The organism is Actinoplanes sp. NPDC026619, from assembly GCF_040638295.1.
In the GTDB taxonomy this organism is placed as follows: Bacteria; Actinomycetota; Actinomycetes; order Mycobacteriales; family Micromonosporaceae; genus Actinoplanes.
On record NZ_JBEZYA010000003.1, the window covers coordinates 48,818 to 62,164 of the forward strand.

Consider the following 13,347-nt stretch of genomic DNA (forward strand, 5'->3'; position numbering starts at 1 on the left):
CCCCGGGCTTTCACCCGGGCAGGGGCAGGTCACGCAGCGGCGCCTTGCGTACCTTTCCTGATCCGGTGCGGGGCAGCCCATCCACTACATCCACATATTTCGGTATCTTGTACCGAGCGAGCCGGTTGCTGAGGAACGAGCGCAGCTCGTCCACGGTCAGCGAGTGATCCGGCGACAGCACCACGAACGCCCGTCCGACCTCGCCCCACTTCTCGTCCGGCGCCCCGATCACGGCGGCCTCGACGACCGCCGGATGCTCGAAGATCGCCGCCTCCACCTCGGCCGGATAGACGTTCTCCCCGCCCGAGACGAACATGTCCTTGAGCCGGTCGACGATGTAGTAGTGCCCGCCGTCGTCCATCACCGCGATGTCCCCGGTGCGGAACCAGCCGTCGTCGCTGAAGGACTGGGCCGTGGCCGCATCGTTCGCCCAGTAGCCGGGCGTGACGTTCGGCCCGCGCACCTGCACCTCCCCGGGCTCCCCCGGCGCCGTGTCGGTGAGATCGGGCCGGACGCACCGCACGTCGGCGAAGAACACCGGCACCCCGGCCGAGCCCACGTGCGAGGCGGTCTCCGGCGCTTCCAGGAACGTCGCGCCGGGCGCGGTCTCGGTCATCCCGTAGCCCTGGCAGAAGGTCAGCCCCCGGGCCAGATAGATCCGGATGAGCTCGGGCGGGATCGACGCGCCGCCGACGATCAGGTTGCGCACCGAGGACAGGTCCGCCGCCGGCCAGCGCGGCGACTGGGCCAGCCCGGCATACATCGTGGTCACCCCGAACATCCAGGTCACCCCGTGGCGCGCGATCAGATCGAAGCACTCGTCGACACCCCAGGACGGCATGATCACCGAGCAGCCGCCCTTGAGGATCGTCGGCAGCAGGCACTGGTTGAGCGCCGCCACGTGGAACAGCGGCGCGCTGATCAGCGTGACCTCGTCGCCGGCGACATCGACGCCGACCAGCAGGTTGTAGCAGTTCCAGACGAGGTTGCCGTGGGTGAGCACGGCGCCCTTGGGCCGGCCGGTGGTCCCCGAGGTGTAGAGGATGCAGGCCGGCTCGTCGAGGCTCACCGGCACCGGTTGGAATTGCGTGTCGCCGTCGGCGATCCATTCCTCGTAGCCGGACAGCGGCACCACCCGGAGGAGCTCCGCCGTCTGCTTCGACTCAGTGACAGTTGCCGAACACTCCGGGCCGAATATCAGGACTTTGGCGCCGCTGTTCTGCAACTGGTAGTCGATCTCCGGCGCGGTGAGGCGGAAGTTCAACGGCACGAAAACCCCGCCGATGACGTACGTCGCGAACATCGTCTCCACGAACGCAGGATGGTTGGGACCGAGATAGGCGACCCGGTCCCCGCGTCCGACGCCGGATTCCCGCAGCTTGCCGGCGAGCCGGGAAACCCGCTCGTGCAACTCGGCGTAGGTCGTCGACCGATCCCCGAAGACCAGAGCCGTGCGGCCGGGCGAGATGGCCGCCCGGCGCGCGGTCCAGCTGCCCAGCCCGGCGTCCCGCTGCCCGGCGTTCCCCGAGATGGCATTGCCCGAGACGGCACTGCCCGATCCGGCGTTGCGCATGGCTCAGGCGTACTGGCGGTAGACCGGGCGGGCGACGCAGGCCGGCTTGTCGACGCCGTCGATCTCGACGGTGAAGTCGAACGTGCTCTGCGTGCCGCCGGGCACGTCCTCGACGCTGACGACCTTGACGCCGAGCCGGATCTTCGAGCCGACCGGGACCGGGTGCGGGAAACGCACCTTCTCCAGGCCGTAGTTGACCCCCATCTTGATGCCCTCGACCTTGAGGATCTCGCCGAACAGCGGGATGACCAGCGACAGCGTGAGGTAGCCGTGGGCGATCGGCCCACCGAACGGCCCGGCGGCCGCGCGCTCGACGTCGACGTGGATCCACTGGTGGTCGCCGGTGGCATCGGCGAACGTGTTGACCCGCTCCTGGGTGATCTCCAGCCAGGAGCTGTGGCCGAGGTCCTTGCCGGCGAGCGCCTTGAGCTCGTCGAGGCCGTTGACGGTGATCATGCGGGGGTCTCCTTGTCCGCTGCGAGGCCCAGCAGCCGGGCCGCGTTCTCTTTGAGGATCTTGGGACGAACCGAGGGCTTGATGTCGAGCTTGTCGAAGTCGGCGAGCCAGCGATCGGGGGTCAGGACCGGATAGTCCGACCCGAACAGCACCTTGTCTTGTAGAAGGGTGTTGGCGTACCTGACCAACTGCGGGGGGAAGTATTTAGGACTCCAGCCGGAGAGATCGATATAGACGTGCGGCTTGTGGGTCGCCACCGCCAGCGCCTCGTCCTGCCAGGGGAACGACGGGTGGGCCAGGATGATCCGCAGCTCCGGGAAGTCCACCGCCACGTCGTCGATCAGCATCGGGTTCGAGTAACGCAACCGGATCCCGCCGCCACCCGGCACGCCCGCCCCGATCCCGGTCTGCCCGGTGTGGAACAGCGCCGGCACGCCGAGCTCCTCGATCGCCTCGTACAGCGGGTAGGCGATCCGGTCGTCCGGCGAGAACCCTTGCAGCGACGGGTGGAACTTGAAGCCGCGCACGCCGTGGTCGGCGACCAGCCGGCGCGCCTGGCGGACCCCGGCCCGGCCCTTGTGCGGGTCGATGCTGGCGAACGGGATCAGCACGTCCGGGTGGGCGGCACAGCCCGCGGCGACCTCCTCGTTCGGGATCGCCGGCTGCCCGGTGAGATGCTCGGCGTCGACCGTGAAGACCACCGCCGCCATCGACCGCGACCGGTAGTACTCGGCCATCTCGTCGATCGTCGGCTGCCGGTGGCCCTGCGCCTTGAAGTACGCCTCGGAGGCCGCCATCAGCTCCGGGCTCAGCGAGCTGCGCCCGTCCGCGCCCACCTCGGCGTGCGTGTGCACGTCGATCGCGACCAGGGAGTCGAGGTCCATGTCAGGCCGCCGGTGGTTTCGGGGCGGGGATCCCGTACGACTCGAGGTCGGATCCGAAGTCCTTCGCCCAGGCCGCGGCGATGGCCGAAGCGCTCCACCCGCCCTCGCTGAAAGCGATGGTCTTCTCCGAAGGATGCGCCCAGAGGGCGAGCTTGTCGCCGCCGACCCCGATGGCCTGGCCGGTGATGTCCTTGGCCGCGTCGGAGGCGAGGAAAACGACCAGGCCGGTGACGTCGTCGACGGTGCCGAGGCCCTCGTCGTGCCGCAGCCACGCCGGGTAGGGCTCGCCGGTGCGCTCGGCCTCGTCGATCACCGGGGCGAAGGCCGGGATCGTGCGGGTCATCGCGGTCGCCGCCACCGGGACGACGGTGTTGACCGTGATCGCGTTGCGGGCCAGCTCCATCGCCCAGGTGCGGCCCATCGCCGCGATGCCGGCCTTGGCCGCCGCGTAGTTGGTCTGCCCGAAGTTGCCGCGCTGCCCGGCCGGCGACGAGATCAGGATGATCCGGCCGCCCTCGCCCTGCTCGCGCATCCGCACGGCGGCGGCCCGAGCGCAGGTGAACGTGCCGCGCAGGTGCACCCGGATGACGTCGTCGAAGTCGTCGTCGCTCATCTTCCACAGCACCCGGTCACGCAGGATGCCGGCGTTGGTGACCAGCACGTCGAGCCGCCCGAACGCGTCGACCGCGGCCGCGACCAGGGCGTCCGCACTCGCGCTGTCACCGACCGCCGCGGTCACGCCGACGGCCGCGTCGCCGATTTCCGCGACCGCGGCGGCCACCGCCGCCTCGTCCACATCGTTCACCACGACCTTGGCGCCGGCCGCGGCGAGAGCTTTGGCATACGCCAGGCCGAGGCCCCGCGCACTGCCGGTCACGATGGCAACTTTGCCAGTCAGATTCATGTCGTCCACGTTTCCGAAGTTAGGCGCATCCTTCACGGCCGTCAAGAATGTGCCTAACATTGAGGCATGCAACCGCAGACCCTGATGCTGATGCTCTTCGGCACGTACGCGCTCGACCAGGGCGTGAGCCTCGGCGCCGGCAGCATCATCGAGGTGCTCGGCCGCGCCGGCGTCTCCGCCCACGCGACCCGCTCCACGCTGAGCCGGTCGGTCACCCGCGACCTGCTGCAGCGGCGCCCGGTGGGCCGGAAGATGTATTTCGGGCTGACCGGCCGCTCGACCGCGATCCTGCGCGACGGCCGCGCCCGCATCTGGCAGGACGGCGCCGTCAACGACCGCTGGGACGGCACCTGGACGCTGCTGAGCTTCTCGCTGCCGGAGTCGATGCAGCGCGAGCGTCACGATCTGCGGTCGCGGCTGGCCTGGTCGGGTTTCGGCCCGGTGCAGGGCGGCCTGTGGATCGCGCCCGGTGACGTGCCGGCCCAGCAGATCGTGTCCGAGCTGGGCCTGGCCGCGCACGCCCGAGTGTTCCGCCAGGCCCGCGCGGACGACACGACCGACATCGGCGCGCTGATCGCCGACGCCTACGACCTGCCTGAGCTCGCCGCCCGTTATGTCGACTTCCTGGACCGCTGGGAGGGCGCCGACCAGGACGGCGACGCGCTCGCGACCCGGCTCGCCCTGATCGGTGAATGGCTCGACGCGATCCGGCGCGACCCGCGGCTGCCCGTCGAGCATCTGCCCGCCGACTGGCCCGCCGTCCGCGCGCAGAAAGTCTTCCGCGACCTGGAGGCCGCATTGCGGGAACCGGCTCAGGCCATCGCCGACGGTCTACTCGACAAGCTATCGTCGTCAGGCTGATCGAGTCACCGACGAGGGAGGGCTGGGCTCCGTGCGCGACCAGGCCTTCCACGCGTTCTTCGAGCGGCACCACGCCGAGCTCTCCGGCCTGGCGTACCTGTTGAGCGGCGACTCCTCGGTCGCCGACGACCTGGCTGCGGACGCGCTCACCGAGGTCTGGAAGCACTGGGAGCGGGTGTCGGCGGCCGGCGACCCGGCGGCGTACGCGCGAGGCATCGTCGCCAATCTCACTCGCAACTGGATCCGCCGGCAGGGCCGCGCCCGGCGCGGCCTGCAGTTGCTCGGGCTCGGCGGCGGCGGCGAGCGGGATCGCAGCCCCGACGTGCCCGCGGTGCTGGACGTCCGCACGGCGCTCAAGCGTCTCCCCTACCGGCGGCGCACCTGCGTGGTGCTGCGCTACGCCTTCGACCTCTCCGAGAAGGAAGTGGCCGAGATCCTCGGCATCTCCGTCGGCGCCGTGAAGAGCCAGACGTCACGCGGCGCGAAACAGCTCGCCGACCTGCTGCAGGACCTGCGCCTGCCGGACCAGCTCGACGGATGGGAGGTGGCCCGGTGAGCTCCTTCCACGATGACGGTGCCTTCTTGGATGGCGACCACCTTCGCGACGAGATGCGCCAGGTCCTCGACAGCCGCCGGCCCGATCGCACCGCGATGCTCAACCGCATCGCCGCGAACCGGGCCGCGGAGACCGCCGCCAAGCCGTGGAGCCGGGCGGTGCGACTGGCCGGTTCGGGCCTGGCCGTGCTGACCGTGCTCGGCCTCGGCGGCGTCGCCAAGTGGGCGATGGCCGACTCGCACGACCCGACCCCGGCCGCTCCCCTGCCGGCCGTCACCACGTCGGCCGCGCCCAGCCCGAGCCTGGTGGCGACCGCTCCGGCGACCCGCCCGGTGACCAGCCGCCCGCGCACCGAGGAGCCGACCACGCAGGCGCCCACGCCGTCGGCGAGCCTGGTGCGCGGCCACCCCGGCGACACCCAGGCGGAGAAGGGCACGCTGTGGTCGGACGGCTCGATCGAGGACTCCGGCAACAGCGTGGTGACCCTGCGGCCCGGCGCCGATCTGACCGAGCTCGACCTGACCGTCCGCGTGACGCTGACACCCGGCGTGACGTCGGTGGGCTTCGAGTCGACCGCCGGCACGGTCACCGCCACCGTCACCAAGCAGGCCGACGCCTACCTCTACCGGTTCACGCTGAAGGCCGGCGCCACCCTGACGGCGGGCGAATACAAGTTCACCGCGAAGTGGGGCGGCGGCGAGCGCAACGCCGGCGACGACACCTACGAGGCGTACGCGATGTCGGTCGAACGCAAGCGCATCCACATCTACGGCAACTTCGCCGCGAAGGACTGACTGTCACCGAACCAGCGGCCCAACTGCTCGCGCAGCGCCTCCTGATCGTCGCCGATCCAGGCTACGTGCCCGTCCGGCCGCAGCAGCGCCGCCGGGAAGTCGAAGTCGCCGGCGACGTGATCGACCCGGTCGGCCCACCCGTCGGCGGAGAGCCCGCCGCTCGAATCGAGCAGCAGCCCGCGTCCGGCGTGCATCACCTCGTACAGGCGGCCGGTCGGCAACGGCAGGTCCCGCAGCCGGCGCCCGACCGGATCGGGGCCGGCGCCGAAGTCGTACCGGATGCCGATCGCGGTGACCTTCTCGATCAGGAACCGCTGGACGTCTTCGAAATCCATCAGCTGCGCCAGCAGCCGCCGCACCGCCTGCGACCCCGGCTCGGCCGACAGCAGCTCCATCATCGCCCGGGTGTTGTCGAGCACGTCGGCCGCCACCGGCCGCCGTTCGTCCTGGTAGGTGTCCAGCAGCCCGACCGGCGCCCACCCGGCGACCGCGGCGGCCAGCTTCCAGCCGAGGTTGAACGCGTCCTGCAGGCCCAGGTTGAGACCCTGCCCGCCGGTGGGCGGGTGGACGTGCGCCGCGTCGCCGGCCAGCAGCACCCGGCCGGACCGATAGGTGTCGGCCAGCCGGGTGGCGTCGCCGAACCGGGACAGCCACCGCGGCGAGTGCACGCCGAAGTCGGTGCCGCCGACCGCGACCAGTTGCTGCCGGAACTCCTCGATGGTCGGCGCGACCGCGCGGTCCTCGGCCACCCCGGCGGCGGGCACGGCCACGCGGTGCACCCCGTCGCCGATCGGGATGACGCCGAACCGCAGCTGGGTCTTGCGCACCTCGGCGACGACCGCCGCGACCGCCTCCGGCGCCGCGGTCAGCTCCATCTCGCCGAGCAGCGTCTCCACCCGGCTGGGCTCGCCGGGAAAACCGACACCGAGCAGCTTGCGTACGGTGCTGCGGCCCCCGTCGCAGCCGACCAGCCAGCGCGCCCGCAGCCGGGTGCCGTCGGCCAGCTCGGCGGAGACCCCGTAGTCGTCCTGGTCGAGCCCCACCAGTTCGCTGCCCCGGCGGATCTCGGCGCCGGCCCCGGCCGCGTGCTCCTCCAGGAGGCGGTCCACGACCGGCTGCGGAATGCCGAGGATGTAGCCGTGCGCGGTGTCCATCCGGGCCGGCCACGGCTTGACGATGCCGGCGAACCCGAAGCCGCTGTCGTGCCGCTTGCCGACCGCCAGGAACCGCTCGAGCAGCCCGCGCTGGTCCAGCACCTCGATGCTGCGCACGTGCAGGCCGAGCGCCCGGACCACCGGGCTCGGCCGCGCCGCCTTCTCCAGCACGACCGTCCGCACTCCGTGCAGCCGCAGCTCCCCGGCGAGCATCAGCCCGGTCGGCCCACCACCGGCGATGATCACGTCAAGCACGGCGGCCTCCCATCAGATCGTCTCCTCCACCTTGATCACGATGGCGGTGGCGTTGTCCTTGCCGCCGGCCTCCAGGGTGTCCTCCAGCATGAAGTGGGCGGCGGCGGCCGGGTCGGGATTGGTGCCGAGCAGCTGGATCAGGCGTTCGTAGCTGAGCTGGTCGGCGACGCCGTCCGAGCACAGCAGATAGACGTCGCTGGGCTGGAGGGTGACGCTGAGGACGTCCGGATCGGGGTCGTCGGGGTGGCCGATGAAGCGGGTCAGCCGGTAGCGGGCGGCGTGCGCCTCGTCGGAGTCCGCGGCGAACCAGCCATGCAGAAGTCCCAGCCAGGCGATCGTGTGGTCGACGGTCAGGAGCTCTAGAAGACCGTCGCGGAGGCGATAGGCGCGGGAGTCGCCGATCTGCACGATCCAGGCCTCGTCGCCGGCCACGAACGCGGTCAGCGTGCAGCCGGTCAGCTCTTCCAGGGCGGCTCCGGCCCGGCGTACCTCTACTTGGGCGGAAGCCACCGCCTGCCGGAGCGCGGCAGGTGGGTGAGTCAGGTCAGCGCGGGCGAAGACGTCGACCGCCGTCCGTCCGGCGGCGGCGCTGCCCGGCCCCGAGCCCATGCCGTCGGCGAGCACCGCCATCGGCCGCCCGGGGTCGAGGTGCAGCACGTCGTAGTTGGCGTCGTAGTGGTTGCCGGTCACGCTGCCGGCCGCCGCGGTGAGACGATGCCCGGCCGCCGTCCAGGCCACCTTCTGAATCTGAATCTCCACGCGCTCTTCTTAGCCCACTTCGGCCGCCCGGACCGCCCCGGCCGCCGCAACCAGCCCTTCGGCGTCGTCGGCGTGGAACCGGATCCGGGTGACCGGCTCGCCACGCGTCTTCTTCACCGGCACCGCCGGCGGCTGCGCCAGCACGACGTCGACGGTGGTGCCGCTGGCCATGCCGATCGACAGCACGCCCTCCTCCACCTGGGTCTGGCCGCCGGGCGGGAGCGAGCGCGGCCGCACCCGCAGCCGGAAAAACACCGAGCCCCGCTCCTCGTGGGAAGAGAGCGGGGCCCGGCGATATGGGGGCGGGTTACGTCAGGTTGTTACTAGAGGGCCGGGTAGGCGTTCGCCATCAGCTGCTGGAACTGAGCGGAGAACCACGCGCCCGAGATCGGGGCATTCGGGAGCGCACCCGACAGGCTGTTGCCGTTGCGGGCGTTACCGGTGTAGGTCGGGTCGCACATCTGGTCGAAGCCCTTGCCCTCGTCGTTGGGGATCAGCGACGAAGAACCGTCCGACTCGCCCGGGGGCTTGACCCAGACGTAGGCGTCGATGCCGGTGGCCGGGGCGGCCTTCGGGCGCTCGCCGAGGCCGGCGCCGGACTGGTTGCACCAGTTACCGGCGTGGATGCGGCGGTCGATGCGGGACGCGTTGACGTACGTGTCGACCACCGTCGAGGTGCTCGCCGCGGTAGGCCGGGCCGAGCCGCCCCAGCCGTTGCGGGAGGTGTCGATCAGCATGCCGATGTTGGAGTTGAAGCCGATCGAGACCAGCTTCGTCCGGAACGCCTGGGCGAAGGTCAGCTCGTCGGTGTACTGGTTCCAGTCCACCCACTTCGACGTCCGGACGCTCGCGCCACCGATGGTCATGCTCGGCTGGACGTACGGCTCCTGCAGGGCCGAGTAGTTCGCCGTGTTGGTGATGAAGCCGGTGACGTTGTTGACGCTGCCGGAAGCCTGCGCGGCCTGCAGCATGATGTCGGCGGTCGGGGCGAAGTTCGAGTCCCAGCCGATCCAGCCGTGGTGCGCGGCGTCAACGTAGTTGTACGAGTTGGCGAGCGCGCCGAGCTTGTTCAGGGCGTAACCGACACCCTGCACGTACCCGCCGTTGGCCTTCATCGTGTCGCACATCGCGGTCGCGCCGGCCTGGCCGGACGTGTTCGTCACCAGGTTCGGCAGCGAGTCGATCTCGATGACGTTGATGATCCGCAGCGAGGCGTACTTCGCGTTGCCCTCGATCGCGGCGATCGGGTCGATGTACTCGCTCTTGTAACGCGGCAGGTCGGTCGGGCCGAGCTCACCGTTGGAGGCGAGAGCGGCACAGTCGCGGCCGGGCAGGTTGTAGATGACCAGCTGGATGTAGCCGGCGCCCTGTGCGAGCGCGGCGTCCAGGTGGTCGGCCAGACCCATCGAGCCGTTCGAGCTGCTGTCGGCCGTGCCCTCGATCGCGGCGATCCGGTCGAGCCAGACGGCGGTCGGGTTGTTCGAGACGCGGCTGCCGCCGGTCTCGGCGTCGGCCTTGGCCTTCCACTCCGGGTTCACGTAACCCTTGGCGCCGGAGTAGGGGTTGTCGACCTTCGCGCCCGGGTTGCCGGTCGGGCCGGTGGTCGGGCTCGTCGTCGGCGACGTGGTGGGCGAAGTCGTCGGCGAGCTGGTCGGCCCGGCCGTCGGCGACGTCGTCGCCACCGCGCCGGTGCATGCGGTTCCGTTCAGCTTGAACGTCGCCGGCGCCGTGTTGGTGCCGGAGTAGTTCGCGTTGAAGCCGAAGTTCACCGAGCCGTTGCTGGCGATCGACGGCGACCAGGAGGGGTTGGTCGCCGTAACATTCACGCCGGACTGCGCGACGGTGGCGCTCCAGCCCTGGGTGACCTGTTGGTTACCGGCGAATGCCCAGGTAACGTTCCAGCCGTTCGAGATCGCGTCGCCCAGGTTGGTGACGGTGACGTTCGCGGTGAACCCGGTGCTCCACTGGTTCACCGAGTAATCGACCCGGCAGCCAGCGGCAGCGCTCGCGCTGGTGGCGGCGAAGATGCCGACTCCAGCGACGAGTGAGGCCGCGGCGGCCGCGGTCAGTCCGCGGATGAGGACAGGTCTCATGTGGTGGCTCCTCGAGACAGCGACGGCGCACCCTGGCGCCAAGGGGATCAGCCGTTCGCGTATCGAGGGGCATCGCTCCCGGCTGTTCGCACAGCATTACATGGGAGCGCTCCCACCGCAATCACTCAGATACTTCCGAGAAACATTTGTTCCGACTCCCAGGTAGGGCCGCCGCGCATCGCTGGCCCGGGTGTCGTATAACGGGCGCATGCGGATTTTCGAACTCACCGAAGCCCTCGAAGAGGTGCCCAGCGCCGAGGTGAAGATCCGCCGCGGGGCGTTGCACATCCATCAGCCCGCGCTCGGTGACACGGCCGTGCTCGACCCCGACGAGATCACCGAGGCGTCGTCGGTCTTCGTGCCCACCAACGCCCCCGCCGTCCAGCTCGACCTGCGCCTGGGCCGCGAGATCCTCCCGCTGATCGTCACCACCGACGAGTTCGTCTTCACCCCCGCCTACGCCGACTCGGTGCTGGCCGAGGGCGCCGAGCTGCGGGTCCCGGCCATGCCGACGCTGATCGGTTACTCCGAGATGCACCGCGACGTGCGCGCCTTCGGCAAGGCGATGGACGAGCCCGGCTTCGAGTCCGACATGCTGGCCGCGACACTGCTGGCCCACCGCTGCTTCCTGGCCGGCGCCGTCCGGGTCGGCCTCTGGCCGGTCCGGGTAGCGGCCTGGTGGGAATACGCCCACGCTCGCATCGCACCCAAGCTCCCGCTCCCGGAATTCCGCCCCGACGAGGTCTGGGACGACCTGATGGCCGACGTCACCGAGGCCAGGCGACAAACCGAACAGGCACCAACCTTCTAGAAGTACGCCGCACGACTTCCACAACCGCACGACCCCCGAACCGCCGAGCGATCCCAGCCCTCTGCAACTCCGGGCCGTAACCGGCCGGCGGCTTTCACGCCCGGGTTACCGGCGGCTCGCTGGACCACGGGAAGTTGATCCACTTGTCGGTGCGCTTCCAGACGTATTCGCAGTTCACCACCGAGCGCGGCTTCTCGTAGATGACCGCGCAGCGAGCCTCCGCAACGTGCTCCGCGCAGTAGTCGCGGACCAGCTCGAGGGTGGCCCCGGTGTCGGCGACGTCGTCGACGATCAGCACGGTGGCCCCGGACAGATCAACGGTCTGCGGAACCGGCGGCAGCATCACCGGCAGATCCAGCCGCTCGTCGACACCGGTATAGAACTCGACGTTGATGAGATGCAGATTCTTGACGTCGAGCGCATAGCTGATCGCCCCGGCCGGGAGCAGCCCACCACGCGCGATGGCCAGGATCAGATCGGGCCGATAGCCGTCGTCGACCACCTGCTGGCCCAGAGCACGCCCGGCCCGCCCGAAGTCGTCCCAGGTCAACGTTTCCCGCTCGCTCACGCCACTCCCCTACCGCCGAGTCCCGCGGGCAGCCCCGTCCGGCCACCACGCCCCGCAATGATCCACTGCCACCCAACCGGACGATAGGCCAGCCCAGCTCACGACTCGCGACTCACGGGATCTCTAGTGCACGGCGGCGGGCCGGTCCTTCGGGAAGTGTGGGCGCAGGTTGGCGGCCATGACCCGGTCGAGGGCGCGGTCGGAGAGCAGGCGGGACAGGCGGGTGAGGATCGCCGCGTCGCGGCCGACGGTGTAGCGGGCTCGCGGCCGGCGCACCGTGGCGGCGTCGGCGATGATCCGGCCGGCTGCCTCGGCGGGGAGGCCGGCCTTGGTGAACCCGGTGGCCTGGCTGATGATCGCCTGCAGCAGCCCGCCGTAGCGGCCACGCTCGGCCGGCGTCATCCCGGCGATCGTGTCGTTCATCCGCTCGATGCCGTGGCCGGTCATCTCGGTCTGCACGCCGCCGGGCTCGACCACCACCACCTGCACGCCGTGCGGGGCGAGCTCCCGCCGCAGGGCGTCGCTCATCCCCTCCATGGCGAACTTCGCGCCGGCATACGCCCCGTAGGTCGGCAACGCGACCTTCCCGCCGACCGAGCTGATGTTCACCACCCGGCCGGAGCTGGCGAGCAGCGCGGGCAGGACGGCCTTGGTGACCGCAATGTGCCCGAAGAGATTCACCTCGAACTGCCGCCGCCACTCGTCCATCGACAGCAGCTCCACCGGCGCGTTGATCGCGATGCCGGCGTTGTTGATCACGGCACGCAGTGGCCGCCGCGCCGGGTCGGCGGCGATGCGGCCGGCGACCGCCTCGATCTGCGCCGGGTCGGTGACGTCGAGGAACACCGGCTCCACGTTGGGGCCACGCAGCGCCGCGGCATCGGACTCGCGGCGGACGCCGGCGAGCACGTGATAACCCCGGCCGGCCAGCTCGCGGGCGGTGGCGGCGCCCATCCCGGTGGAGGCGCCGCTGATCAGGACCAGCTCTTCATGTGACGTTGTCATGTGAATCAAGCTAGCATTTCAGATGACATTGTCAAGTGAGCGAGATGACGTTGTCAGGTAGATTGGAGCCATGGTCAGCAGGGTGGAGAGCGCGGCGGCAACCCGGCGCGGGCTGGTCGACGCGGCGGCCGAGCTGCTCGACGAGGGCGGCCCCGACGCCGTGACACTGCGCGCGGTCGGCGCACGGGCCGGGGTGTCCCGCGGCGCGCCGTACGGACACTTCCCCGACAAGGAGCATCTGCTCGCCGCGGTCGCGGCGAAGAGCTGGGAGGCGGTCGGCGACGAACTCGACCAGCTGATCGCCGACCGGAGCCGGCCCCCGACCGAGCGCCTGGAGCGGGCCCTGACCGGGCTCATGGAAGTCGGAAGGCGACGCCCGCACGCCTACGCCCTGATGTTCTCCGCCCCGGCCGAGGAACACCCGGACGCGATAGCCGCGGTCTCCCGCACCCACGACCAGTTCCTCACCATCGTCGCCGACGTCATCGGCGACCAGGGCCGCGCCGGCCCGATCGGCGCGCTGCTGATGACCAGCCTGCACGGCATAGTCGCGATGGAGAACAGCGGCCAGCTGACCCCCGAGAAGTGGCACGTGACCGGCGACGAACTACTCCACATGCTGATCACCCGAATCGCCTGAGCACCGGTTTCCTTGATGTCGGGGTCTCAAAGCG

Annotated in this window: 15 protein-coding genes; 5 read left to right on the top strand and 10 right to left on the bottom strand. The window is 70.5% G+C overall.

Annotated elements, in window-relative coordinates:
* Window positions 1–10: 10 nt before the first annotated feature.
* Genes AB0E90_RS08640 through AB0E90_RS08655 form a run of 4 tightly spaced genes read right to left on the bottom strand, consistent with a single transcriptional unit; the run spans window position 11 to window position 3,817 of the window.
* Complete coding sequence (locus AB0E90_RS08640; protein WP_360401500.1) at window positions 11–1,573, bottom strand: long-chain fatty acid--CoA ligase; 1,563 nt, start codon at window positions 1,571–1,573, stop codon at window positions 11–13.
* Window positions 1,574–1,576: 3 nt separating this feature from the next.
* Window positions 1,577–2,029 (bottom strand): MaoC family dehydratase, encoded by a 453-nt coding sequence (locus AB0E90_RS08645; protein WP_360401503.1) that lies wholly within the window; start codon window positions 2,027–2,029, stop codon window positions 1,577–1,579.
* Window positions 2,026–2,913 (bottom strand): amidohydrolase family protein, encoded by an 888-nt coding sequence (locus AB0E90_RS08650; RefSeq protein WP_360401506.1) that lies wholly within the window; start codon window positions 2,911–2,913, stop codon window positions 2,026–2,028. Before AB0E90_RS08650 ends, AB0E90_RS08645 begins: the two co-directional genes overlap by 4 nt.
* Window position 2,914: 1 nt before the next feature.
* On the bottom strand, window positions 2,915–3,817 hold the full coding sequence (locus tag AB0E90_RS08655) for an SDR family NAD(P)-dependent oxidoreductase (RefSeq protein ID WP_360402449.1): 903 nt from the start codon (window positions 3,815–3,817) through the stop codon (window positions 2,915–2,917).
* A 66-nt stretch (window positions 3,818–3,883) separates the two neighbouring features.
* Here AB0E90_RS08655 and AB0E90_RS08660 point away from each other — a divergent pair, with 66 nt between their 5' ends.
* The 3 genes from AB0E90_RS08660 to AB0E90_RS08670 are packed head-to-tail and all read left to right on the top strand — an operon-like array spanning window position 3,884 to window position 6,028.
* Window positions 3,884–4,678, top strand: a complete 795-nt coding sequence (locus tag AB0E90_RS08660) for a PaaX family transcriptional regulator C-terminal domain-containing protein (RefSeq protein ID WP_360401509.1) — start codon at window positions 3,884–3,886, stop codon at window positions 4,676–4,678.
* A 31-nt stretch (window positions 4,679–4,709) separates the two neighbouring features.
* A complete protein-coding gene (locus AB0E90_RS08665; RefSeq protein WP_360401512.1) occupies window positions 4,710–5,234 on the top strand; it encodes a SigE family RNA polymerase sigma factor in 525 nt (174 codons plus the stop codon).
* Window positions 5,231–6,028 carry a hypothetical protein gene (locus tag AB0E90_RS08670; RefSeq protein WP_360401515.1) on the top strand — a complete coding sequence of 266 codons (798 nt, stop codon included), beginning with the start codon at window positions 5,231–5,233 and terminating at the stop codon, window positions 6,026–6,028. Before AB0E90_RS08665 ends, AB0E90_RS08670 begins: the two co-directional genes overlap by 4 nt.
* Here AB0E90_RS08670 and rox read toward each other — a convergent pair.
* From rox to AB0E90_RS08690, 4 genes are all read right to left on the bottom strand, one after another.
* Window positions 6,001–7,437 carry a rifampin monooxygenase gene (gene rox / locus AB0E90_RS08675; protein WP_360401518.1) on the bottom strand — a complete coding sequence of 479 codons (1,437 nt, stop codon included), beginning with the start codon at window positions 7,435–7,437 and terminating at the stop codon, window positions 6,001–6,003. The two genes, AB0E90_RS08670 and rox, sit on opposite strands and share 28 nt — an antisense overlap.
* 12 nt (window positions 7,438–7,449) lie before the next feature.
* On the bottom strand, window positions 7,450–8,196 hold the full coding sequence (locus AB0E90_RS08680; protein WP_360401521.1) for a protein phosphatase 2C domain-containing protein: 747 nt from the start codon (window positions 8,194–8,196) through the stop codon (window positions 7,450–7,452).
* Between the two features lie 9 nt (window positions 8,197–8,205).
* Window positions 8,206–8,451, bottom strand: coding sequence for a hypothetical protein (locus tag AB0E90_RS08685; protein ID WP_360401524.1), 246 nt, complete (start codon window positions 8,449–8,451; stop codon window positions 8,206–8,208).
* A 68-nt stretch (window positions 8,452–8,519) separates the two neighbouring features.
* Window positions 8,520–10,289 (bottom strand): glycoside hydrolase family 6 protein, encoded by a 1,770-nt coding sequence (locus AB0E90_RS08690; protein WP_360401527.1) that lies wholly within the window; start codon window positions 10,287–10,289, stop codon window positions 8,520–8,522.
* 208 nt (window positions 10,290–10,497) lie between these two features.
* On the opposite strand from AB0E90_RS08690, the gene AB0E90_RS08695 reads away from it, so the two are divergent.
* Window positions 10,498–11,100 carry a hypothetical protein gene (locus tag AB0E90_RS08695; RefSeq protein WP_360401530.1) on the top strand — a complete coding sequence of 201 codons (603 nt, stop codon included), beginning with the start codon at window positions 10,498–10,500 and terminating at the stop codon, window positions 11,098–11,100.
* A gap of 94 nt (window positions 11,101–11,194) precedes the next feature.
* On the opposite strand, the gene AB0E90_RS08700 is transcribed toward AB0E90_RS08695, so the two are convergent.
* Window positions 11,195–11,668 carry a phosphoribosyltransferase gene (locus tag AB0E90_RS08700; protein WP_360401533.1) on the bottom strand — a complete coding sequence of 158 codons (474 nt, stop codon included), beginning with the start codon at window positions 11,666–11,668 and terminating at the stop codon, window positions 11,195–11,197.
* Window positions 11,669–11,791: 123 nt separating this feature from the next.
* Window positions 11,792–12,673, bottom strand: a complete 882-nt coding sequence (locus tag AB0E90_RS08705; RefSeq protein WP_360401536.1) for an SDR family oxidoreductase — start codon at window positions 12,671–12,673, stop codon at window positions 11,792–11,794.
* Window positions 12,674–12,743: 70 nt separating this feature from the next.
* Between AB0E90_RS08705 and AB0E90_RS08710 the strand changes: the two genes are divergently transcribed.
* Complete coding sequence (locus tag AB0E90_RS08710; RefSeq protein WP_360401539.1) at window positions 12,744–13,313, top strand: TetR/AcrR family transcriptional regulator; 570 nt, start codon at window positions 12,744–12,746, stop codon at window positions 13,311–13,313.
* Window positions 13,314–13,347 lie beyond the last annotated feature (34 nt).

Excerpts from the sequence above, each read along its gene's own strand:
- AB0E90_RS08695 (WP_360401530.1), top strand. The coding sequence starts at position 10,498 with ATGCGGATTTTCGAACTCACCGAAGCCCTCGAAGAGGTGCCCAGCGCC.
- AB0E90_RS08660 (WP_360401509.1), top strand. The coding sequence starts at position 3,884 with ATGCAACCGCAGACCCTGATGCTGATGCTCTTCGGCACGTACGCGCTC.
- AB0E90_RS08690 (WP_360401527.1), bottom strand. The coding sequence starts at position 10,289 with ATGAGACCTGTCCTCATCCGCGGACTGACCGCGGCCGCCGCGGCCTCA.
- AB0E90_RS08645 (WP_360401503.1), bottom strand. The coding sequence starts at position 2,029 with ATGATCACCGTCAACGGCCTCGACGAGCTCAAGGCGCTCGCCGGCAAG.
- AB0E90_RS08705 (WP_360401536.1), bottom strand. The coding sequence starts at position 12,673 with ATGACAACGTCACATGAAGAGCTGGTCCTGATCAGCGGCGCCTCCACC.
- AB0E90_RS08650 (WP_360401506.1), bottom strand. The coding sequence starts at position 2,913 with ATGGACCTCGACTCCCTGGTCGCGATCGACGTGCACACGCACGCCGAG.
- AB0E90_RS08655 (WP_360402449.1), bottom strand. The coding sequence starts at position 3,817 with ATGAATCTGACTGGCAAAGTTGCCATCGTGACCGGCAGTGCGCGGGGC.
- AB0E90_RS08710 (WP_360401539.1), top strand. The coding sequence starts at position 12,744 with ATGGTCAGCAGGGTGGAGAGCGCGGCGGCAACCCGGCGCGGGCTGGTC.
- AB0E90_RS08640 (WP_360401500.1), bottom strand. The coding sequence starts at position 1,573 with ATGCGCAACGCCGGATCGGGCAGTGCCGTCTCGGGCAATGCCATCTCG.